The 25,042-nt window shown below is 48.1% G+C and carries 13 protein-coding genes; 11 read left to right on the top strand and 2 right to left on the bottom strand.

Annotation, left to right across the window (positions count from 1 at the left end; genetic code table 11):
• Positions 1–168 precede the first annotated feature (168 nt).
• The 7 genes from AABK39_RS09795 (at position 169) to AABK39_RS09765 (ending at position 12,237) form a co-directional block, all read left to right on the top strand.
• Positions 169–840: a metal-dependent transcriptional regulator gene (locus AABK39_RS09795; RefSeq protein WP_338394680.1), complete on the top strand. Its 672-nt coding sequence runs from the start codon at positions 169–171 to the stop codon at positions 838–840.
• Positions 841–869: 29 nt separating this feature from the next.
• Positions 870–2,240 (top strand): tRNA uridine-5-carboxymethylaminomethyl(34) synthesis GTPase MnmE, encoded by a 1,371-nt coding sequence (mnmE, locus tag AABK39_RS09790; RefSeq protein ID WP_338391155.1) that lies wholly within the window; start codon positions 870–872, stop codon positions 2,238–2,240.
• 318 nt (positions 2,241–2,558) lie between these two features.
• Complete coding sequence (locus AABK39_RS09785; RefSeq protein ID WP_338391153.1) at positions 2,559–3,176, top strand: RNA polymerase sigma-70 factor; 618 nt, start codon at positions 2,559–2,561, stop codon at positions 3,174–3,176.
• 76 nt (positions 3,177–3,252) lie between these two features.
• A complete protein-coding gene (locus AABK39_RS09780; protein WP_338391152.1) occupies positions 3,253–4,245 on the top strand; it encodes a FecR family protein in 993 nt (330 codons plus the stop codon).
• Between the two features lie 177 nt (positions 4,246–4,422).
• Positions 4,423–8,007, top strand: a complete 3,585-nt coding sequence (locus AABK39_RS09775) for a SusC/RagA family TonB-linked outer membrane protein (RefSeq protein ID WP_338391151.1) — start codon at positions 4,423–4,425, stop codon at positions 8,005–8,007.
• Positions 8,008–8,019: 12 nt separating this feature from the next.
• Positions 8,020–9,528, top strand: coding sequence for a SusD/RagB family nutrient-binding outer membrane lipoprotein (locus AABK39_RS09770; RefSeq protein ID WP_338391150.1), 1,509 nt, complete (start codon positions 8,020–8,022; stop codon positions 9,526–9,528).
• Between the two features lie 468 nt (positions 9,529–9,996).
• Positions 9,997–12,237 carry an NADP-dependent isocitrate dehydrogenase gene (locus tag AABK39_RS09765; protein ID WP_338391149.1) on the top strand — a complete coding sequence of 747 codons (2,241 nt, stop codon included), beginning with the start codon at positions 9,997–9,999 and terminating at the stop codon, positions 12,235–12,237.
• 87 nt (positions 12,238–12,324) lie between these two features.
• Here the strand turns inward: AABK39_RS09765 and AABK39_RS09760 are convergent, their stop codons facing one another.
• Entirely contained in the window at positions 12,325–13,386 is a 1,062-nt protein-coding gene (locus AABK39_RS09760; RefSeq protein WP_338391148.1) for an endonuclease/exonuclease/phosphatase family protein, read from the bottom strand.
• 395 nt (positions 13,387–13,781) lie between these two features.
• Between AABK39_RS09760 and AABK39_RS09755 the strand changes: the two genes are divergently transcribed.
• The 3 genes from AABK39_RS09755 to AABK39_RS09745 are packed head-to-tail and all read left to right on the top strand — an operon-like array spanning position 13,782 to position 19,633.
• The gene (locus AABK39_RS09755; RefSeq protein WP_338391147.1) at positions 13,782–16,493 is read left to right on the top strand and encodes a carboxypeptidase regulatory-like domain-containing protein; all 2,712 of its coding nucleotides are present in this window, start codon (positions 13,782–13,784) and stop codon (positions 16,491–16,493) included.
• Between the two features lie 50 nt (positions 16,494–16,543).
• Positions 16,544–17,380: a DUF5689 domain-containing protein gene (locus tag AABK39_RS09750; RefSeq protein ID WP_338391146.1), complete on the top strand. Its 837-nt coding sequence runs from the start codon at positions 16,544–16,546 to the stop codon at positions 17,378–17,380.
• 42 nt (positions 17,381–17,422) lie between these two features.
• Positions 17,423–19,633, top strand: coding sequence for a DUF5689 domain-containing protein (locus tag AABK39_RS09745; protein WP_338391145.1), 2,211 nt, complete (start codon positions 17,423–17,425; stop codon positions 19,631–19,633).
• A 350-nt stretch (positions 19,634–19,983) separates the two neighbouring features.
• Here the strand turns inward: AABK39_RS09745 and AABK39_RS09740 are convergent, their stop codons facing one another.
• Complete coding sequence (locus AABK39_RS09740) at positions 19,984–22,224, bottom strand: GH92 family glycosyl hydrolase (protein ID WP_338391144.1); 2,241 nt, start codon at positions 22,222–22,224, stop codon at positions 19,984–19,986.
• A gap of 379 nt (positions 22,225–22,603) precedes the next feature.
• Here AABK39_RS09740 and AABK39_RS09735 point away from each other — a divergent pair, with 379 nt between their 5' ends.
• Entirely contained in the window at positions 22,604–25,012 is a 2,409-nt protein-coding gene (locus AABK39_RS09735) for a glycoside hydrolase family 3 N-terminal domain-containing protein (protein ID WP_338391143.1), read from the top strand.
• Positions 25,013–25,042: the final 30 nt, after the last annotated feature.

The raw sequence follows: 25,042 nt of genomic DNA, 5'->3' as shown, positions 1-25,042 counted from the left end.
TGAAAAAAAGTGGGATTCGGGAAAAAGACACGCCCGTCCCACTTAACGTTGTAAGTGTACCTTAAGAATTCTAAGGTAAGCTTGACTGGTCTTACAGGCCACTTAATGGGCATATTTTTTGACTTTTCTCCCCCCATTAGCCAACTTTGGGAAAACAAACCCATATTCATGCTCAGCTTCGCCGAAGAGAACTATCTCAAAATCATCTACTTGCTTTCTAAGGACGGAGACAAAAGCGTGGCCACCAACGCCATCGCCGAGGCTCTGAAAACAAAGCCGGCTTCTGTCAGCGACATGATCCGTAAATTAGCCGACAAAAATGTTATCACTTATATAAAGTATCAAGGGGTAAACATTACGCCGGAAGGAAGACAGGAAGCTCTGCTCATTATCCGCAAACACCGGATATGGGAAGTGTTTTTGTGCCGAACCCTGCGTTTTAACTGGGACGAGGTACACGACGTGGCAGAACAATTGGAACATATTAAGTCGAAACTGTTGATTGACCGTTTGGACGAATTCCTCGACTTCCCGCGTTTCGACCCTCACGGCGACCCTATTCCGGACAAGGACGGAAACATGCTGAACGTTCCGAAAAAACCGCTGGCAGCGCTTGAAGCCGGCGCTACAGGGACCATTGCCGGCGTTGAAAACACAAGCTCACCATTCCTGAAATATTTGGATAAAATCGGCGCCTCTATCGGCTCGGAAATCGCCGTTTTGGACAAAATCGAATTTGACGGATCTATGGAGATCCGCTTAGACGATAAGTCCAATGTTTTCGTTTCCAACGAGGTGGCCAAAAATATTCTGGTAGCCGAATACAACGAAGGCGAATAAGCGCCTCTATTCTATTCCGAATTTCGAAAATGCAAGATATACAAGACACTATAGTGGCTTTGGCTACACCCCAGGGTGTTGGAGCCATCGCCGTTATCCGCCTTTCGGGCGTAGGGTCCATTGAGTTGGCCAACAAAGTCTTTAAAGGCAAAGACCTGACAAAGCAAGACTCCCACACAATACATTTCGGTACAATCAGAGATGGCGAAACCATCGTGGACGAAGTGCTGGTTTCTTTGTTTGTGGCTCCGAAGTCTTTTACCAAAGAAAATTCGGTGGAAATCTCATGCCACGGCTCAAGATATATCGTCAAGCGAATTATTGAGCTTTTGGTCCGCCAAGGCGCTCGCTTGGCCAAGCCCGGAGAATTTACGAAACGGGCCTTTATGAACGGCCAGTTCGACTTGGCCCAAGCCGAAGCCGTCGCCGATTTGATCCACTCGGAGAATGAAGCCGCTCACCAAGCCGCCCTCAGCCAGATGCGTGGCGGTTTTTCGACGGAAATAAAAGAATTACGGGAACAGCTGATCCATTTCGCGTCCATGATCGAATTGGAACTCGATTTCAGCGAAGAGGATGTGGAATTCGCCAGCCGTGACGATTTGCGAAAGCTGATCGAAAAGCTCAAATACGTAATCGGAAGGTTGATCAAAAGCTTTGACTTGGGCAACGTGATCAAAAACGGAATTCCGACCGTTATTGCCGGAAAACCCAACGCCGGTAAATCCACATTGCTCAACGCCCTCTTGAACGAAGAAAAGGCGATCGTATCGGACGTGGCGGGAACAACCCGGGATTTTATCGAAGACGAATTGCTGATCGAGGGCGTAGCGTTCCGCTTTATCGATACCGCCGGCTTGCGCGAAACCGAAGACAAAGTGGAAGCCATTGGAGTTGAGCGTTCCAGAGAGAAAATGAAGGAAGCTTCGCTGATAATTTACCTTTTTGACCTTTCCGTGGAAAGCGTTACGGAAATCAATCAGGAAGTAAACCGCCTTGAAAACCTCGGAAAACCGTTCCTGTTGGTCGGAAACAAGACGGACAAAGCCTCCGAAGATTTGCGTATGCAACTCGGAAAATCGGAACATCACTGGACGTTTATCTCCGCAGACCGAAAAGACAACATCGAGGCACTGAAGGAGGAGTTGATGAAAACCGTAAACCTCGACGGCTTCAAGACCGGCGATACGGTAGTTACCAACGCCCGCCACTACGAAAGCCTACTGCGTACACGCGAAGCCCTGGACGACGTTCTGCGCGGACTGGACCTTCAGGTTACCGGCGATTTCCTGGCTATGGACATCAAGCAATCCCTCCACCACTTGGGCGAGATCACAGGCGAGATCACCACAGACGATTTGCTGGGCAATATCTTCAGCAATTTCTGTATCGGTAAATAATCAAACCGTAGGTTTGAAAAACAGGCGAAGCGTACTAAATGCGTTTCGCCTGTTTTTTTACTATTTCGCCTACCACATTTCACTTCACTGAGAGAAAACGACTTTATTCTCTCTTCAATATTAAGATTTTTTCATAGCTTGATTATCTAAGAATAGATCCATATTCTTGTATAATACTCTTTCAAAAAAGCGGATTTCTCAGCTTTTCGCCACAAGAAAGGGGGCTCATTATTTTAGATCGGAATATTTTGCGACATATCGCTTCCGATTATTGAAACGGGGCGTTTTCGCCCTTCCACTTATACCTTTTATATCTGTATGAAGCTAACGAAAGATCGGGTCTTGGCACTTCGGTCCGGCGATGTAAAAGCCTTTGAGGAAATCGTAAGGCTGTTTTACCGTCAGATACTTTTTTTTGTCAACGAATACGTAAAAAATGAGGAAGACGCCCGGGAAATAACCCAAGACGCTTTTACAAAACTATGGGAAAAGCGAGAGAATTTGGACGCTGACGCCAATCTGAGGGCCTATTTGTTCACAATTGCGAAAAATATGGCGCTTATGAGTCTCCGAGGGAAAAGGCGAATAATGGAAACCTCAGGCAGGATAGGATTGGACGACATTTCCGAACTTCACGCCGTTGCGGCATACGATCCCGCCTCCATGTATTCTTTTTCCGAAACACGTTCGAAAATCACCGAAGCAGTGGAAGCTATGCCCGAACAAAGAAAACGGGTTTTTCTTCTTAGCAGGGAAAAGGGAATGTCATACGCTGAAATTTCCGAAGAGCTTAACATTTCACTCAAGACTGTGGAGGCGCATGTTAGCGCAGCATTGAAATCCGTGCGAAAATCATTGAATGAAGTCGGGATTACGGCATCTGGCGCGATCATTTCAATAATTATCACCCTACTTATCGGCGTCATTTTGCGATAAGCGAAAAAAAATCACTTTTTTTTCAATCCTCACTAAGGGAACGATCCCAAAAACTGCATATAGATATTTGATGGGCATGAACGAAGACATATTGTTTCGGTACGTTACGGATAACACCGATGCCAATGAGACTGCGGAAGTGATCGCTTGGCTCAGGGAAAGAGAAAATATGGAACGTTATATTTCTCTGAAAAACGCTTGGGTGAACGCCGGATTAGTTTTCAGAAATGAAACCGCTACAGTTGAGGAAATTCAGGAAGTAATAAAAAAGGCTACCAAAGCGGAAAGTTTCACAAAGACGCCTCAAAAGATTTCGCTTTGGGCGACATATTCCCGCATAGCGGCTGTCATCTCCCCTATTTTGCTCGCTACAACGTTGTGGCTTTTTCTTGGAGATAATAGGCCCGAACAAAATATGTTGGAAATCTCCGTTCCTTACGGAAGTCTTGGCCATTACGTTTTACGAGACGGAACCGAAGTGGACCTCAACGCCGGAAGCCGGCTAAGGGTAAAAGAATTTGGCGAAACGCGCGAAGTCTACCTCGAAGGCGAAGGCTATTTTAAAGTGGATTCCAACCCTAACAAACCCTTTTTGGTCCACACTCCTGAAATGGACGTCAAGGTGACCGGTACAGCCTTCAACGTAAAAGCATACGAAGAAGAAAGACAGACTTCCACTACTTTGGTAGAAGGAAAAGTCACTTTGGAATATCTAAATCAGCAGGGACAAAAAATGCGTTTAGGGCTTCTACCTGGCGAGACGGGCATTTTTGACCGTAAAACGAAAACATCCAGCAAAAAGCCTGTCAACGGCCTGGAACACTCCTGGAAAGACGGAACTGTACGTTTCAAAGATCTGCCTTTTGGGGAATTGGCTCTTAGAATCAGGAGAATGTACGATGTGAATATCGTTTTCGAAACCGACTTTGTTAAATCAAACCGTTATAGCGGAAGCTTGGATATTAACAGCCCTTTGGAAGACGCACTGTCCATTATCCGGATTTCTTTGCCTGATGGGGTAACTATGGACACAAAAGACAAAACGGTGTTTATCAGAGCGATAAAATAATTACAGGGATAGCTCGCCTTTAAAAAACATTAGCATAGAACAGTTTAACCGGTCGTCTTTACGATTCCGGAACAGACTCTTTTTGCCTATAAATAAAGAAAATGAAGGGGGTATTGCAGTACCCCCTCTGATAAAGTTCGCCGTTGGGCGGACATTCAATAACGTAATTGCAAAGTTATGCAAAAAAAACTTTACAATGAGATTCGGAGGAAGACACCTTCCCTGAAAAAATCCTTAATAGGCCTGATGATCGCAGGATCCGTGGTTTGCACGTCTCTCCCGGCCCATGCGTTCCCCCAAGGAGGCGACGAGGACAAAAAGATCACGATAAACGTGTCCTCGATGTCGCTCGAACAGATTTTCGAACAAGTGGAAAAACAAAGCGGCTTGGAGTTTTTCCATAATTCGGGAATAATCGACGCAAAGAAAAAGGTTTCGGTTTCCATTAAGGACCTGACACTGAAACAGGCGCTTGACAAACTGCTGTTGCCTCATAATGTCACCTACTCTATCGTAGGGCAAAGAATTGTGGTAAAACAAAGAAACGAGAAAAAACAAACCGACAAAAAAGTCAATCTAAAAGGCACCGTAAAAGACAGCAAAGGCGAAGGAATTCCCGGCGTAAACGTCACTATTAAAGGCAAAGACGGCGGTGCCGTCACGGATGTCAACGGCAACTATTCCCTCAAAGCCAGCGCTGGCGATGTTTTGATCTTCTCTTTCGTGGGTTTCACCACCGAAGAGGCCACTGTTCAGCCCGGCAAAACGGTTTTTGACATTTCGATGAAAGAAGATGTCGAAGAGTTGGGCGAAGTGGTGGTCACGGCCTTGGGTATCAAAAGGGAAAAACGGGCGCTTGGATATTCGGTGACTGAACTCAAGTCTAACGAAATCAGCTCTTCTTCGGAAAGCAACGTGCTTAATGCCATGGCCGGTAAAGTGGCGGGTCTCGACATCACTACCTCCACGACGGGCAGTATGAGTTCCTCCAGAGTTGTCTTGCGCGGAAGTTCCTCGATCGACGGCAACAACCAGGCGCTGATCGTTGTCGACGGTGTCATATTCGACAACAGCAACTACAGCTCGGCGGGCAACGTGGACCGCGGGCAGGGTATTTCCGACATCAACCCCGACAATATCGAAAGCGTGACCGTTTTGAAAGGCGCCAACGCCGCCGCGCTTTACGGCTCAAAAGCGGCGAACGGGGTTTTGGTCATAACCACCAAGAAAAAGCTTAAGTCACAAGGTATTGGTCTTGAGGTGCGCTCAGGCCTTACGCTGAAGCAGGCTTACGTTTGGCCAGAGCTTCAGAACACTTACGGCCAAGGCAAATCCAACATCGGGCAATTCGCAGGAATGGACGACGACGGCCTGCCGTACATAGGCGGAGGTACGCGCGACGAATCTTGGGGACCGAAAATGGAAGGCCAGCCGGTACACGTTTATTGGCTTAGGGACCAGCCAGTCCGGAACTATACCGCCCAGCCAGACAATATAAAAGAGCCGTTCCGCACGGGAACCACTTACGACAACAACGTGGCTCTCTCCTACGCGACGGACAAAGCAACTTACTTCGCCTCGTTCATGTACCAAAAAGTAAACGAGTACTTGGAAACCAGCGAAGGCGAAAAGTACGGAGGTTCGCTCCGGGTATCGGAACAAATTACGGATAAGCTGAGCGTGGACATGAAGCTCACGTACACCGAAACTTCCGCCAAAAACCGTATTACGGGCGGTAATTCCGGCAACTCGTTCAACTTCCTGACCCGAATGCCGAGAAGTTATCAGGACAGCGACATCCGCATGTACGAATACCCCGATTCGGGGCAATCTTGGCCTACTAACTTCAAAGACGGTGACCCCGTAACCTTCGCCACTACGCAGTGGATCGGTAATATTTACTGGGGACTTTACAACGACAAAAACTTTGACGACAGAAGGAGAATCACCGGTAACATTAACGCCACTTACGCTTTCAACAAAAACTTCTCGGCGATGATCCGTTACGGTTTCGACGCCTCGGATCTGGAAGCGCATTTGGTTTACGCGAAGCAATCTCGCTGGGGAAATTACGAAGGTAAATACATCTACCAAGAGAATTACAACAAGAACTACACGACTGACGTTCTTCTGACTTGGCAAGACGACGAGCTTGTCGATCGTTTCTCATTCTCCGCAAACGCCGGCGCCAGCCAATACAAGACTTTCGCAAAATTCGGTAACTTCACTGGCCAAGGTTTCCCTTCGAAGGATCTAGAATTGATCAACACCACTTCCCAGAAATCATTTTCTTATAACGAAGTGGAAAAGATGATCAACTCGGTTTACGGATCGGCCCAAGCTGGATTCGACAACACCTACTTCCTCGATTTGACTTACCGTAACGATTGGAGTTCCACCCTGAACAGCGACAATAACAGCTACGGATATTTCTCGACCACTGCCAGCGCCATCTTCACCGAACCGCTCGCTGATATATTGCCTGCTTGGTTCGATTTTGGAAAAGTGCGCTACTCGTACGCCGAAGTGGGCAACGACACCCGACCTTACGAAATCAACAGGGTTTACGGCTCGTCTATCGGACCGAAGGGAGAAACATCGATGTACAACCCAAGTAAGCTCCCGTTTTATAACCTTAAGCCGGAACGGGTAAAATCGCATGAATTTGGAATCGATTTCCGCTTGCTGAAAGGAAGGCTGAACTTCGATCTGGCAGCGTACAAGTCGAATACTTTTGACCAAATCATCCGAGGGCAACCCGTTTCAGAAACTTCGGGTTACGGATCGATGAGCCTTAACGGCGGCAATATCGAAAACCGCGGAATCGAGATCTTGGTATCGGCCGTTCCGGTAAAAACCGAACATTTCGAATGGAACACTTCCGTGGCTTACACCAGAAACAGATCGGAAGTAATCGACCTTCCTAGCGGACTTGAGTCCATTACGATGTCCAGCGACAACTTCGCCAGAACGGTACTGAAAAAAGGAAGCTCATACTTGACTATCCAAGGCCGAGACTACTTGCGCAACGACGCAGGAAAAGTGGTTGTGGACAATAACGGAATCCCGATGGCGACAACCGAATATGTCGATCTCGGAACGGTGGCTCCTGATTTCGATATTACTTGGAGAAACAATTTCCGCTACAAAAACCTGACTCTCGGGTTCCAGATCGACGCCAGAATCGGAGGAGACATTTATTCCCGTTCCAACATCGACATGAACGAGCAGGGAACGTCGAAAGCCTCGCTGGAAGGCCGTGAAGCGTGGATTAGATCCGAGCAGGAACGCGAAGCCGCAAACGTAAGTTCCGGCGACTGGATCCCGACCGGAGGTAACGCTTCGATGATCGGTAACAGCGTTTTCTACGACGCCTCTCTCGTTGGCGATGACGGAATTCAAGTAGGTGGCGTGGCAAACGAAGGCGCTAACGCCCGCTATGCCCGTCCTGACAAATTCTGGGACAATATGAGTTGGAACCGCCAGATTGCCGGTCCGGTAATAGAGGACGGTTCTTACGTAAAACTCCGTGAACTCAGCCTCGGATATTCCATTCCGAAATCTTGGGCCAACAGGCTTTCGCTTCAGGCCATCGACTTCTCCGTCGTGGGCCGTAACCTCCTCCTGTTCTACAAAGGCACCGAGCATTACGATCCCGACAGCTACCAATACGACACCGTGTCTAACGGACGCAGGGGCATCGAGACCGGATATTGGCCATCGGCCCGTACGGTATCTTTCAACGTAAAGTTCAAGCTCTAACCCGCACGCACCATGTTTAGAAAAAATAACATAATCATACTGATTCCGTTGCTGGCTTTCATGTTCTCTTGTACCGACAGGGGCTACGAGGATGTCAACAAAAACATCAACGAAATAACGGATCCGAAACCCATTCACCTGCTGAACAGCGCTTTCGGTATTTTCAACAGCAGCTCTACTTGGAGCACACTCGCCGAACTCAGCCACCAGTACGCCGAAACCAGTAACCAAGCCGGCAAATACTATCGGTTCGATACGGGAGTTTGGGGAAATTACAAGGCCAACCTCAACCTGAACGACGTAATAAACAGAACCAAGGACAGCCAAGACGAGACAGACCGGATGACTTACGCTTTGGCGAAAATCTTCAGGGCGTACGCTTTCCAAAAAATCACGGACTGCTACGGCGACGTTCCTTTCTCCGAAGCCGGAGTGATCGACGACGCGGGCGCGTTCAACGTCACGCCAAAGTACGACAAGCAAGAGGAAATCTATACCGCTACCCTAGCCGACCTCGACGAAGCGATCGATATTATCGGCGACAAGTCCCTGACTTTAGCGCTTGGTTCGGCCGATAGAGTTTATGGCGGAGATGTCCAATTGTGGAAAAAATTCGCCAACTCGCTCCGTCTCCGTATGGCTATGCGAATCCGGTTTGTGGACGAAGCCAAAGCCTTGGAAGTTTTGAAAAAAGTATGGACACAGCCTCTTATCGATTCTCCAGAGGAAGCCGCCGACTACGAGAACTTCGACGAGCCGGGCTACTACTATTATGGTTACGTAGGCCTGAAAGCCGAAACCAGAACCAACGCCAGCAAAATGATGGTGGATTTCCTTAAATCCAATTCGGATCCGAGACTCTACTCCTACGCCCTGCCCGTACAGCAAGGTCCGATGGCCGGCCAATACGCCGGACTTCCAAACGGATACGACGGAGGAACCAACCGGGATAATTTCTCATACGCGGGCAAAGTCTCTTATCAAAAGACCCTGCCTACCATCAACCTGTCTTATTCCGAAGTTTGCTTCCTTAAGGCCGAGGCCTATTTATTCGGTCTGGGAGTTGCGAAAAACGAATCCGAAGCCCAAATGTACTACGCCAAAGGGATAGAGACTTCGCTTAATTTCTGGCGCCGTCCCGACACATTTGTCAAGGACGGAGCGGAGGTTTCCGAACCGCTTTACTCTGAGCAGGACGTAACCGATTTCATGAGCTCTTCCGCCGCGAGCCTTTCGGGTACGCAAGAGGAAAAGTTCAAGATGATTGCCGAGCAAAAATGGGCTTCGCTGATGACCAACTGGGTTGAGGCTTACGCCGAAATGCGCCGGACCGGGTACCCGGCGGTGAAACCCCGCGTAGTCGGCGAAGAGCTTTCGTTGGGCGACACCCAAGGCCAATGGCCGCGCCGGGCCCCTTACCCCGATTCGGAAATGCTCAACAACCAGGAAAACTACGATAAGGCCAGCGCCGCCACCGACGGCAACAGCATGACGCACCGCGTGTGGTGGGATGTCAGATAGAACCGTACTCTTTTATAATTTTAACAAAAGAGCCCCGTCATTTTGGCGGGGCTCTTTTTCGTTCTAATCAGCGAAAAAACCGTTTCGGTTTCCTTCCAGAAAAACATATTACGTGATAATTTCATCATGTTTTTCTTTTCCCAAAAGAAGAAAAAACAACGGTCTTGGCAAGTAAGAATACCGCATCCTTATAAGCTGAAATATTTAAAATTTCGCAACTACAGCCATTCGAACACGAATAAGATTCGGCTACAGATCAATTTTGATGAATATATCGTAGAAAAATACACCGAAAATTAAGTTATTTGGATACGTTAAATATCGGTTTCCGTTAGTACGGTCCATAACTAGGGCTAAAATTTCAGAAAACTTGCGGACTTTAACGTAAGAACACCGCGAAAACGGATATTTCCCGACCTGTTTCGGTGCCCGGTTTCGCATTTTTTCAATCCAAACTAGCAAACACAGATGACGAACAAGACTTCAAAGATCATCTATACCAAAACCGACGAAGCGCCGGCTTTAGCCACCTACTCTTTGCTTCCGATCATCAAGGCGTATACCGCAACGGCGGGCGTAGAAGTGGAAACCCGCGACATTTCTTTGGCTGGCCGTATCATCGCCAATTTTCCTGAATTTCTGAAAGAAGACCAGCGTATCGGCGACGCTTTGGCCGAACTCGGTGACCTTGCCAAAAAACCGGAAGCCAACATTATCAAGCTTCCGAATATCAGCGCCTCTATTCCGCAAATGCAGGCCGCCATCAAGGAATTGCAGTCTCAGGGCTACGCTCTGCCGGACTATCCCGAAGAGCCTGCCAACGATCAGGAAAAAGAAATCAAGGGCCGTTACGACAAGATCAAGGGAAGCGCCGTAAATCCGGTTCTCCGCGAAGGCAACTCTGACCGCCGCGCTCCGAAAGCCGTGAAAAACTACGCCAGGAAAAACCCGCACCGCATGGGCGCTTGGTCGGCCGATTCGAAATCGAACGTGGCAAGCATGCCGGAAGGCGATTTTTACGGAAGCGAAAAATCGTTGACTCTTGACAACGCTACAACTTTCCGTATCGAGTTCGTGGGCGAAGACGGATCCGTAAAAACGCTCAAGGGCGAGAACCCTCTCCAAGCCGGCGAGGTTATCGACGCTTCCGTAATGAGCATGGCTACGCTCAAAGCTTTTATCGAAAAAGAGATCGAGGTGGCCAAAAAGGAAAACATCCTGTTTTCCCTCCATATGAAAGCCACGATGATGAAGGTTTCCGATCCGATTATTTTCGGAGCCACCGTCAGCGTATATTATAAAGACGTTTTCGAAAAGCACGCCGCCACTTTCGCCGAATTGGGCGTAGACCCGAACAACGGTATCGGTGACGTGTATGCGAAAATCAAAAGTTTGCCGGCCGACAAGCAGGCGGAAATCGAAGCCGATATCCAAGCGGTTTACGCGGAGCGCCCGGCTTTGGCTATGGTGAATTCGGACAAAGGCATCACAAACCTCCACGTTCCTAGCGACGTGATCATCGACGCCTCTATGCCGGCCATGATCCGTACTTCCGGACAAATGTGGAACGCCGAAGGCAAACAGCAGGATACTTTGGCCGTAATTCCGGACAGAAGCTACTCCGGCGTTTACCAAGCCACTATCGATTTCTGCCGTGAGAACGGAGCCTTCGACCCGACCACGATGGGAAGCGTTCCTAACGTAGGATTGATGGCCCAGAAAGCCGAAGAATACGGTTCGCACGACAAGACATTCCAGATGTCGGCGATAGGAACCGTACGCGTGGTTGACGCAGAAGGAAACATATTGCTCGAACAGCCTGTCGCTGAAGGTGATCTTTTTCGCATGTGCCAAGTGAAGGACGCTCCTGTTCGCGACTGGGTGAAATTGGCCGTAAACCGTGCCAAAGCCACAGGTTCGCCGGCCGTTTTCTGGCTCGACAAAAACAGGGCTCACGACGCCGAGCTGATCAAAAAAGTGGAAGCTTACCTGCCGGAACACGACACCGAAGGTTTGGATATCCGCATTTTGGCTCCGGTTGACGCCACCAAATTCTCATTGGAACGCGCCAAGGCCGGCCAAGACACGATTTCGGTAACAGGAAACGTACTCCGCGATTACCTTACCGACCTCTTCCCTATTCTGGAACTTGGCACCAGCGCCAAAATGCTTTCGATTGTCCCGTTGATGAACGGCGGCGGACTCTTCGAGACCGGAGCGGGCGGTTCCGCTCCTAAGCACGTTCAGCAGTTCAACGAAGAGGATTACCTCCGTTGGGACTCTTTGGGAGAATTCTTGGCCTTGGCCGTATCTCTTGAGCACCTCTCGAACGTTACCGGCAACGAAAAAGCCCAAACCCTCGCCGACACATTGGACGAAGCCACAGGTAAATTCCTCGACAACGACAAGTCGCCGGCCAGAAAGCTCGGACAAATCGACAACCGCGGAAGCCACTTCTACCTTGCGTTTTACTGGGCACAAGCTTTGGCCACCCAAGACAAGGACGCCGAGTTGAAAGAAGCCTTCGCTCCGTTGGCGAAAGCCTTGACGGACAACGAAGCCAAGATCGTGGAAGAGTTGATCGCCGTACAGGGCAACAGCGTAGATATCGAGGGATATTACCACCCGAACACCGAGCTGGCCTCAAAGGCAATGCGCCCGAGCGAAACGCTCAACAAAGCTTTGGCAGAGTTGGGATGTGAAGTATAAAATTATCGCCTGATATTTTAAGCAACAAAAAAAGCATAACGAGTCCCGTTATGCTTTTTTGTGCTTTACAGCAATTATGCGTTTATATCAGAGTTCCCTAACCAAAATCATGTAAACTGGGAAGTGGTCTCCATAACCGCCAGAATAACGGCCTCCGGCAAATGTACGCCAAGGGTACCCTTTGTATCGGCCCTCTTGTTGCTTAAGGAATTTCTTGTTGAAAATCTTGGCTTTCATCAAATAATAACCGCCTGAATTTTTATCGATCAATGGTTGCGTAAGAATCAACTGGTCAAAAAGATTCCAGTTATCTCTGTAAGCCAACGTTCCGATTCCCTTTTTGAAATAAGTTTCGTAAGGGTTATAAAGATCGCCTTCTTGCAGTTTCTTTCTGTCGCCTTTAGTCCTCAAATGTTTCTTGACACTAGCGTTGTCAGGATCATCGTTGAGGTCACCCATCACGACGATTTTAGCGCCTGGTTTTACGGCCGAAATCGAGTCAACCAAAGATCTTGTCAGGTCCGCCGCGGCGTTACGCTTTGGACGGCTCCTTTTTTCTCCACCGTACCTTGAAGGCCAGTGGTTTACGATTACGTGAAGTTCCTCGCCGTTCTCCAGTTTTCCGCTGACTACCAGCTGTTCACGAGTAAAAAACTCTTCCCCTTCGTCGCTTTTGATTTTCAGTGGTGCCCAACGCGCGTTTTCAACCACAAAATCTTTTTTCTTGTAAAGCAACGCAACGTCGATACCCCTCCTGTCCGGAGAATCCTGATGAACGATTCCGTAATTTTTCGACTTCAGTTCCGGCTGACTGACGAGATCTTCGATCACCTTGAGGTTCTCGGCTTCGCAAATACCCAAAATAGACGGAGCCCCGTGCCGTGACCCCAATTCGTCAGCGCCGATTTTCGAAATAACCGTGGCCATGTTGGTCAGCTTTCGCTGATAACGCTCCTTTGTCCAGTTGTTTTTACCCTCAGGGGTGTATTCGCTATCGCGAGTGGCAGGATCGTCGTAAATATCGAACAGGTTTTCCATGTTATAAAAACCCACGGTCAAGGCCTTTGCTTTGCCGCTCTTCTTCTCCTGCGCCTGGGCCGTTATCGAGAATATCAATATCAACCCCACTAAGTAATGTCTTACGCCCATTTAAATGCCCGTTAAAGTGTACTCATATGTTTTCCTAGTAACGCCAAAATGGCGAACATCTTTTACGACCCGTGTTTAATTCTTAACCCTATCGGAACTTTTATCTGTTCATTTTCACTGCCCAAAACCGGGATTTGAATCCGAATCGCCGGCAAATATTACCTTTTTTTTGATCATTAGAACAATTTTCGCGCACGATCTGAAAAAATAGTGCGTTCACATGATGTGGAAACCATATATTAATACTTCCTTTGCGGTCCTGAATTCAAAATGCGGAATTCGAAAAAAACCAACCGCAAAACACATTAGAGTTGCGGAATTCGAAATAAAAGAATCAGATACACAAAAGAGCTCTCTATTAAAATCGAGAGATCGCCTTCACATTAAGTACGACTATGAGACATCGTATACTGTTAATCCTCGCGCTCCTGCTATGCAATCTTACATGGGCGCAGCAGCAGGGCAAACTGTCCGGCCGAGTTGTCGACGAGAAAACCGGCAATGCTGTGGAAGGGGCTCTGATCGAACTCCTCGGACTAGAAATTACGGCCAAGACTGACGGCCAAGGTGTTTATCTCCTTTCGCCAGTCCCGGCCGGGCACCAGAAAATCCGGATATCACACGATGAGTACGAGACCGTAGAACGGCTCATTAGCGTAAGCGCCGGAATCGAAACGAAAATGGGTGACGTTCAACTCGCCTTTGTAGGCGAAGACACCGACGCCATCATCACACTTGACGCTAACATTCAGCAAGAGGATAGCGATACGGACGGTGAGAACATTTCCAGCCTTTTGGCGTCATCAAGAGACGTGTTCCAAAACAAAGCCGCTTACACGTTCGGAAGGTACCGTTTCAAAATCAGGGGTTACAATTCCGAAAACACAGGCGTTTACCTTAGCGGTTCCCCAATGAACGATCCCGAAAGCGGACGCGTTTATTGGTCTAACTGGGGCGGTCTCAATGACGTTTTGAGAAACTCCACCATCACAAACAGTTTGGACCAGGCGGACAACACACTCGGATTCATCGGAGGATCAACAAACATTGACCTTAGCGCCTCAAAGCAACGCAAAGGGCTGAAGTTAACATACTCAAGCCTCCAAGGAAGCTACAAAAACAGGTTGATGGCCACTTACTCGACCGGGCTGATGGAAAACGGTTGGGCGTTTACGGTAGCCGGTTCGAGAAGATGGGCCCAAGAAGGTTACATCGACGGCACTTTCTATGATAGCTACAGCTACTTTTTGGGTGTGGAAAAAGTCTTCAACGACAACCACCGCCTTAGCTTCACCACTTTTGGGTCTCCAACTAAAAGAGCCAGCTCCAGCGGTAGCCCCGCTTACGTTTACGAGCTTGCAGGGGACAACTTCTACAACCCTAACTGGGGATACCAAGACGGAGAGGTTCGCAACGCTAGAGAGACTTCATCTTTCAAACCAACTTTTATCTTGAGCGATGTCTGGGACATCAACGACAACCTCAAGTGGGTGAACACGCTGACTTACATGAAGAGCTACTACGGAAAAACGGCTCTCAACTGGCAAAACACTGACGATCCTCGCCCGAATTACTACAAGAGACTTCAAAACGAAGACGAAGACGTTCAGCAAGAACTTCAGGACAGGTTCCGCAACGACGTCTCTTACCGTCAGCTGAACTGGGACGCTTTCTATGCGACAAACCAAAACAATGGCTTGTCTAAAGCCGGATTCGTTTACGAAAACGGAAAAGCGACACCTATAGGCAAAGATTACAACCGTTCGCTTTATATCGTTGAAGACCGCAGAAACGACTCTGATCAAGTGAACTTCACTTCTATGCTCTCTTCGACGTTGAACGACAATGTTTCTTTGAGAGGTGGCGTAAACTACACTTGGTACAAAGCCAGAAGATATAACGAAGTAGAAGACCTGTTGGGTGGCGACTACTGGTTGGACATCGACCAATTCGCCGAACGTGACGGTTTCGCTTCTGACAACGACGTTCGTTACCCGGACCGCCTTACTCAAGAAGGTGACGTAATCAGCCACGATTACGACGTGAATATCAAAACGGGTAATGTTTGGGCTCTCTCCTCTTTCACTTACAACAAAGTTGATTTCTACATTGGCGCCGGCCTCACCCAGACTCAGTACTGGAGAACAGGTAACATGCAAAACGGCAAATTCGAAAACAACTCATTGGGTGACTCGGAGAAGAAAAACTTCACCGACTATCACATCAAAGGTGGAGCTACCTACAAAATCAACGGCCGTAACTACATCGTTTCGAACTTGAGCTACCAGACAAGAGCTCCATTCTTCAGCGACGCTTTTGTTTCTCCAAGAACACGTAACCAGTACGTGGACGATTTGAAAAGCGAAAAGATTTTCTCTTCTGACCTCGCTTATGTTTTCCGCTCGCCTTACGCCAAATTCTCGGTTAAAGGTTACTACACTAAATTCTCTGACAAAACTGACGTCTTCAGCTTCTTCCACGATGACAAGAAGACATTTGTCAACTACGTAATGACTAACATAGAGGAAGTCAGCCGTGGTTTCGAATTCGGCGGTGAGTACAAAGTGTCTCCGTCTGTTACCGTTAACGCCGCTGGTGCAATCGGGCTTTACTACTACAACGACAACCCGAACATCACAGGTTACCAAGACAACAACAACCAGCAGTTCGACTCAGGCACACCTGAAATCAAGAACCTTCGCAGAGGCGGGTCTCCTCAAACGGCTCTTTCTTTGGGCGCCCGCTACCAATCTCCGAAATATTGGTCTGTAGGGTTTGACGCCAACTATTTCGCCAACAACTACGTGGACTTGTTCCCTGTGACTCGTGACCCGAACATCACGGACAACAACGACAAGATGTTGTGGCAAGAAGCCGAAGAACTTCCAAACTTCTTCACTTTGGACCTGAACGCACGCAAGTCTTGGAGAATCAACGGCACTTACGTTAGCCTTAGCCTCAACGTGAACAACTTGTTCGACAAGCAAGTGGAGGTTAGCGGTTACGAGCAAAGAAGATACAGCGTAGACGGACGTTATGAGTTCCCTTCTACTGTATTCTACTCTTACGGAAGGACTTACTTCCTGAACCTGAGCATCAGTCTTTAATAAAAGATGATCGAGTTTTTAACGTTCTATAGGAAAGAAAAGAAAAGACCATGACGACTAGTAGAAAAATATATTCGCTTTTGGCCCTCATCGTCCTTTGGGGAACAGCCCTCACCGGTTGCGTTGACAAAAGCGACGACATAAGCGAACCGACAGTTCCGGACTTTGTCCTCAAGCCCGAGGCGGAGCTGTTGAGCATCGCCGACCTGAAAGCCAAATACGATTTGTATACGCCAAATGCGGTAAAAATCGAAACGGACGAGCAAATCCGCGGGATCATCTCAATGGACGACTCGCAAGGAAGCCTCTACAAAACGGCTATCATTTACGATCCGATTTCCAAAGAGGCCATCCGCATGCAGTTCAACAGCAGCTACCCTTTCCGACAGGGTTCTGAGGTGGTTATGAACATAAAAGGTCTCAATGTTTTCCACTCAACGGGCGCGCATATTCTGGGTGCCCAACAATACACCAACAACAAAGGCAACGACTACCTTTTGGGAATCCCTTACCAGACCATCAGCAAAGTGCTTTCTCTTGGAAATGACACTCCGATAACCGAAGTGACTATGGAAGAGCTGAAGGCCAATTACGCTGACTATGTCAACTTGATGGTGAAAATCAAGAACGTGGAATTCAAAAACCAAGACATAACCTACGCCGACAACGATGAGTCAAGAGAACACTTCATCGAAGACGCAAACGGCGAGGACATCAAAGTGCGTGTCAGCGGTTACGAAAAATTCGCATCCCAGAAAGTAAGACAAGGCAAATTCGACTTCGTTGGAATGGTCTCGATCTTCAAAACATCAGGAGGCAATGTTTCGGAAAACGACATGCAGCTCGCAATCCGAAATCTGAACGATTTCGAAGATGCCAGCAACTAAACAGCTTAGGGAACATTTTTGGAACACACAACCCAAACAATTATGAAATACAGGTATTTAAACAAAGCATTAACGCTCTGCGCCTGCCTATTCGCTGTCGCCCTGAGCTCTTGCGAAATCGAAGCTGACGCTCCGAAAGCGCCAGACAAAACCGCTAATACCGACTTTGGAACAGCGATCACCTTCGCAGATCTGAAAGGTATGATTGATAGCGAGAATTATGCGGTAATCACCGAAAATCGCTTCATCGAAGGTTTTGTAATCGCCAATAACGAAACCAACAACTTCTACAAGAAGATCAAGATCCAAGGCGACAACCAAGGCGCCGAAGTAAAATTGAACTTCACCAAAAACGCTTATAAAGTTGGTGATCACGTCAAAATCGCCTTGAAAGGCCTAAACCTCAACAAATACACTGATCTCCAAATCGGCTCTACCTACGGTTCTGCGGACGATATCCGTTTCGGCGGAATCGACGAAGACGCGGCCGACACAATCATCAGGGTTACGGCCGGTTCTTTGGTAGAACCAAAGTTGCTGACTTCCGAAGACTTGAACGACGATGCGCTCAATACGCTCGTGAAGTTCGATCAGGTTCAGTTCGACGAGGGCGATCTTGGAGAAACATTTGCGGATCCTCAAGGAGAAAGCAAATATAGCGTCAACAGATCCTTGGTTTTCAAGAACGGATCTAAAGTGATTGTCAGGACTTCAAACGCCGCTACTTTCGCTTCTATGGCCATTCCGGGCGGAAGCGGATCTATCGCCGGTGTTCTCGGAAAATACGGCAAAGACTTCCAGCTTTTCATCATGGATCCAGCCGAGATCAAAATGGAAGGTGATCGTTTCGAAATCGAAAAACCTGAAATTGATTTCGGAACCGAGATTTCCATCACAGAGCTCAAAGGCTTGATCGATTCTGAGAACTACAAAAAGATTGAAGAAGCCCGCTTTGTACAGGGTACCGTAGTAGCCAACGCTGACGGTGGAAACTTCTACAAGCAGTTCACTTTCCAAGCAGGTGAAGAAGGCGCCGTTGTGAAAATCAACACGACCAAAGTACCTTTCGCCATCGGCCAAAAAGTGAAAATCGCCCTTAAAGGCCTTTACCTTAACAAGTACGCGGACTTGCAGATCGGGTCGACTTATGTGGATTCGAAAGACAAGAAGACTAAGTTTGGCGGTATTGACGAAGGCGATATCGAGAGTAAAATCGAAGCTTCAGCTGGTACAGCTATCGCTCCGAAAACCGTAACTATCGCAGGTTTATTTGACGGTATGTTGAATACGCTTGTTACCGTAAACGATGTACAAGTAGTTGACGGAGACTTGAACAAAAGCTTCGCTGAACCGAAGCAAAACACAAACCGCACTTTGGAGACTTGCGACGGTGAGCAACTTGTTCTCAGAACTAGCGGATACTCAAAATTCGCAGGCGAGACACTTCCTTCCGGAAAAGGTTCTATCACAGGTATCCTTGGCAAATACGGAAGCACTTATCAGCTCTTCATCCGCAATACCGCTGACATAAATATGGCCGGCGAACGTTGCACCACTGATGGAGGCGGTAACGAACCAGCTACCGAAATCTCTATCGCTGACCTTAAGCAAAAAATCGACGGTACGCAGTTTGTTCAAATCAACGAGAACCTCTTTGTGGAAGGAACTGTTATCGCCAATGCGGAAAGCGGAAACTTCTACAAGCAGTTCACAATCCAAGCTGAAGGCGAAGGAGCAATTATTAAAATCAACACGACAGATCTTCCGTATACTGTAGGCCAAAAAGTAAAGGTGAAACTTAAAGGTCTTCACCTCAACAAATACGCTGACCTACAAATCGGAAGCACTTATGTTGATTCCAAGTCAGGAGACACAAGATTCGGTGGTATCGACAAAAATAAACTTAGCGAATTCATCGAAGCGACCACAGGAACCGCTATCGAACCTACAACGGTAACAATCGACGGGTTGACTGACACAATGCTCAATACGCTCGTAAAATTCGAAGATCTTCAGTTCAAAACAACAGGAGAGATTTACGCTAAATCAAAGCAAAACACTAACCGCACGTTGACTACTTGCGACGGAAAAGAGTTGGTGCTTAGAACCAGCGGATACGCAAAATTCGCTGGAGAGACCGTAGCCGAAGGCAAGGGTTCAATCGTAGGTGTTCTTAGCAAATACAAAGACACTTACCAGCTCTACATCCGTGATCTCAACGATGTTGATATGACTGGTGATCGTTGCGAATAAAAAACGCATAAACGAACAGTAAACGATCTTTACAAACAAGATCTTTACTTTCATTAAAGAATAAAAAAGCCCTCTTTCCTGATATTGGAAAGGGGGCTTTTCTTTTAATCCACTTGTGAGGCGCTAAAACCGATTCCCTCTGATTAAGGAGTCGCTATACATGAATCCCTATCCTTTTTCACACCGTATGTGGCGCTTTACGGGAGTATAAGAAGGCCTCAAACGAGAGTATCGGGTGTTCTAAAGCTAGAGCTTGGCTCCATTCTGCCTCTAATAAGGGTATGAAAAAACGCCTGACCAATCTGGCCAGGCGTTACAAATATTCCATCCAAATGAATGAATGGGCTTTTTTATAGCATCGCCGATTTGTTTGGCTCGCTACCCATTACCAACTCCAATTTTCCTCCATTCATTATTTCCTCATACTTCAAGAATGTCCTTTTCAACGCCTTTCCGTTCAGCTTCGCCGACTGGATATAGATGTTGTCCGAAGAATTGCCTTGGGCCGTGATTACGAAAGACTTTCCGTCCTTAACCTTGAAAGCAACCTCTTCAAACACCGGACTCCCGATTTGGTACTCACCGCTGGCCGGATTCACAGGATAAAGCCCCGAGGCCGAAAGCACATACCAAGCCGACATCTGTCCGCAGTCTTCGTTGCCCGAAATCCCCTCCGGAGTATCGTCGTACTGGCCTTCCAAGATTTCCCTCACTTTCTGTTGCGTCTTCCAAGGCTTTCCAGCCAAATTATACAGATAGGCTACGTGGTGGCTAGGCTCGTTACCGTGAACGTACTGACCGATCAGGCCTGTTACGTCTGCGCTGGCATCACCGGCATCGCTAGGCAAAGAGAAAAGAGAGTCGAGCTTAACGGTAAATTTCTCAGGACCGCCCAAAGTATCGATCAAAGTCGGGATATCGTGCAATTCGTACCAAACGTACTGCCAGCCATTACCTTCAATATAGTCTTTGATCGGATTTCCGTGGTGGTGACCGCCGTAGCTAATCGGATCAAACGGCTCGCGCCAGTTTCCTTTCGAATCTTTGGCACGCATAAATTCGGTCGAAGGATCGAAAAGATTTTTCCAATATGCCGATCTTTTCATAAAGAACTCATAGTCCTCGTTTTTGCCAAGGTCTTTGGCTACCTGAGCGATTACCCAATCGCCGTAGTTATATTCCTGTGTCTTACTTACCGACTGGTTTGTCAAGTCAAACGGAATATATCCGTACTTCTTATACAGGTCCGTGTAGCGAATGTCCTGCATAGCCGAAGTTTTCATCGCCTCATAAGCTTTCTCCACATCGTAATCGCGGAAGCCTTTCAGGTAAGCCTCACCAATCACGGAAACCGCATGGTAACCCCACATACAACCGGTGTCGTTACCCTGAAGCCCCCAAACGGGCAATTTTCCGGACTCTTCATAAAAAGCGACCATCGAACGGACCATATCGTTTACGATATCCGGGTTCGTGATCGTCATCAACGGGTGAACAGCCCTAAAGGTGTCCCAAAGCGAGAATGTCGAGTAAATATTCGTTCCTTTCGGCGCTTTGTGGAGTTTGTAATCTCCGCCTTGGTATTCGCCGTTTACGTCCGAGTAAGTGGCCGGGGCGGTTTTGCTATGGTACATCGCCGTGTAGAAAATCCTACGTTGCTTTTCCGTACCGCCTTTTACCGTAATTCCCGAAAGCTCATCTTGCCACAAAGCACTGTTGGCCTTCACCTGAGCGTCAAAACTATTGGCGCTTTCGGCCATAAAGTTTGCCTCCGCCCCTTTCATCGAAGATGAAGCCAAGGCCAATTTCATCACTACGGGCTCAGCGCTTCCGCCAGCGAATTCGAACACGCCGCGCGCCATACGTCCCTGAATCTCCTTAATCTTGCTCGAAGAGGAAGTGGAATCCATCGCCAAAGTGTACTTCACAAAAGGCTCCGAGAAACGGGCGTAAAAATACACGCTCTGTTTTTTGGCCCAACCGCTACTTTTACGGAAACCGCGGATAGTGTTATCATTCACAACCTCTATACGGGTGTCTTCCGGCCAATCCCAGTTAATAGTATGCGCCAAATCAAGCACTACTTTTCTGGCTTCCCCCTGCGGGAAAGTATAACGGTGAAAACCCATCCTTCTTGATGTGGTAAGCTCGGCTTTTACGCCGGAGTTCATCTTAACGGAGTAATACCCCGCTCCCGCCGTCTCGTTTTCATGGCTGAATTTGTCGAGATAACCGTAAGTCTCCCTTTTCCCGGCCTTGCTCGCGTTAAGGTCGATATCCTTTGAGGTAGGCATTACCAAAATATCGCACAAATCGCCAATACCTGTACCCGCAAGGTGCGTATGGCTAAAACCGGCGATCAGCGAATCTGAGTAATGGTAGCCCGATGTCCAGTCCCAACCCGACCTTCCGTTGTCCGGGCTCAGCTGCACCATTCCCCAAGGGCTAGTGGCTCCCGGATAAGTGTGTCCGTGAAATCCAGTCCCGATCATAGGGTCAACATACCCCACCTGAGATTCCTGTTTTACTTCTTTCTCGCAAGCCGTCAAGCCCAGAAAGAGGGTCGCCACCAATAAATAAAAGCGCCTCATTGTCACCATCAGTTAAAATAAATATATGTTGGGCAGACCGGAAATCCGGAATTGCCTTGTGAAAACAAAATTTGAAACGGCTTTTCCGTATTTGTTAGGGAAAAAACCGCCTTAACACAACACGTCCTTAAGGACGCGTCCCTCTACAACTCTAAATTTATGACTATTCTTATTCCAAAAAAATATCCGCCCCACTCAAAAGGGACTCGGTATATGAAAACCGTCAACTCCCTAATCGAAAATTAGCCCAATTTGGCTATATTTAAAAAAAACAAGGGCAAGATATTTATTTACGTTTCAAGGTAAGGCTTAAAACAGAACGACAACGCCTTACCCACAATATAATTTTTCCAATAATCACCTTTTAACTCAGTTTAAAATGAAACAAAGGTCCTTATTCTTCCTCTGCGGAATGTGCTTGCTGTTGATTTCCTCATCAGCTTGGGCCCAAAAAGGACGAATCTACCATAAGGGGTGGACAGATTTCAACAAGAACGGACGCCTGGACGTTTACGAAGACCCGTCAAAAAACATCGAAGAGAGGGTTAACGACCTGCTCAGCCAGATGACCATGGAGGAAAAAACCATGCAAATGGTAACGCTCTACGGCTACGGCCGCGTACAAGACACCGAACTCCCCAACCCTAGCTGGCCGGAAAAGGTCTGGAAAGACGGCTTGGCCAATATCGACGAGGCTTCAAACGGCGTTGTGACCCAATCAAAATATACGCTCCCTTACTCAAAACACGTTTGGGCGCTGAACGAGATCCAGAAATTCTTCGTGGAGCAAACCCGTTTGGGAATTCCCGTAGAGTTCACCAACGAGGGCATCCGCGGTCTGAACCATAAGAAATCGACCAACTTTCCGGCCCAAATCGGCATCGGAAGTACTTGGAACAAGGAGTTGGTAAACAGCATCGGCGAAGTTGTGGGTGCGGAAGCTTACACATTGGGCTACCATAACGTATACGCCCCGATTCTCGATATCGCCCGAGACCAACGCTGGGGACGCGTGGTAGAATGCTATGGCGAAGATCCGTTTTTGGTATCGGAAATGGGCATCGCCATGTCCAAAGGCATCCAGAGCGGCGGTGTTGCCAACACAATGAAACACTTTGCCGTATACTCGGTGCCAAACGGTGCCCGTGACGGCAACTGCCGTACGGATCCGCACGTAACGCCAAGGGAAATGCACGAGCTTTACCTCTACCCGTTCAAAAGAACGATCAAGGAGGCCAACCCTATGGCCGTTATGAGCTCTTATAACGACTACGACGGCGAGCCGATCACCGGCAGCAAGTATTTCCTTACGGACCTTCTCAGAAAAGAATACGGATTCGAAGGATACGTAATAACGGACAGCGACGCTTTGGTTCACATTTCCTCAAAGCACAAAGTAGCCGAAGATTATAAAGAAGCCGTTCGCCAAGCTGTGGAGGCCGGGGTAAATGTCCGCACCACTTTCAATTCGCCCAGCAATTTCGTTACGCCTTTGCGCGAGCTGATCATGGAAGGGAAAATCTCCATGGACCTGATCGACGAAAGGGTAAAAGACGTATTGATGGTCAAATTCAAGGAAGGCCTTTTCGACTCTCCTTACCGAAAAGAAAAAACGGCTGACAAAACCGTAGCTTCGGCCGAACACCACGCCGTTTCTTTGCAAGCTTCCCGCGAGTCTATCGTATTGTTGAAAAACGACAACAGCACCCTGCCTCTCGACCGCAAAAAGCTGAACAAAATCCTTGTTGCCGGCCCCAACGCGACGGCTACCAGCCACAGCGTAAGCCGCTACGGCTCTTTGGATATCGACGTTGTGTCGGCTCTTGACGGAATCAAAAGCCTGGTTGGCGACGAAGTGGAAATCGCTTACGCCAAAGGCTGCGAAACCACCGACAAAAACTGGCCGGCATCCGAAATTCTTCCTTTCCCTTGGGAAGACGAGGAAAAAACGATGATCAACGACGCTGTAGAAAAAGCCAAAAACAGCGACGCCGTAATCGTATTTTTAGGCGGAAACGAAGAAACTGTAGGCGAAAGCGTATCCAGAACAAGCCTTGACCTGCCGGGCAGACAAAAGGATTTGGTAATGGCGCTACAAGCCACCGGCAAACCCGTAATCGCGGTATTGATCAACGGACGTCCGATGTCGATCAACTACGAGCACAAATACCTACCGGCCGTAGTGGAGGCTTGGTTCCCCGGCCAATTCGGCGGACAAGCCATCGCCGAAGTTCTTTTCGGCGACGTAAACCCAAGCGGCAAACTGCCGATCACTTTCCCGCGTACCGTAGGCCAGATTCCTTTGACTTTCCCTTCGAAACCGGCCGCTAACGCCGGCCAACACGGCAAAGGCGACCCTAACGGTTCGGGCAACAGCCGGATCGTGGATCCGCTGTACGTTTTCGGCCACGGCCTTTCGTACTCGAAGTTCGAGTATTCGAACCTGAAAGTAAGCCCTGACACGCAACACGCACAAGGCGAAATCACGGTAAGCTGTGATATCAAAAACGTAAGCGACAGAAAGGGATCGGAGATCGCGCAACTGTACGTCAACGATGTGGTGAGTAGCGTAAGCACTTACACGCAATTGCTTCGCGGGTTCGAAAAAGTCAGTCTGGAACCGAACGAAACCAAAACGGTGACATTCACGCTCAAGCCCGAAGATCTCTCGTTCTACAGCAGGGACTTGAAAGAAACAGTGGAAGCCGGAGAGTTTAAAGTTTGGGTAGGCGCTTCATCCACCGACCTGAGACTCGAAGGATCTTTCGAAATTCAGCCGGTAAAGTAATCGGATCGAATTCAAACTTCCATAATAGCA

It is taken from the genome of Fulvitalea axinellae (assembly GCF_036492835.1).
Taxonomy (GTDB): domain Bacteria; phylum Bacteroidota; class Bacteroidia; order Cytophagales; family Cyclobacteriaceae; genus Fulvitalea; species Fulvitalea axinellae.
The sequence above is the reverse complement of the archived record's forward strand: the minus strand, read 5'-3'. Positions and strand labels throughout refer to the sequence as shown.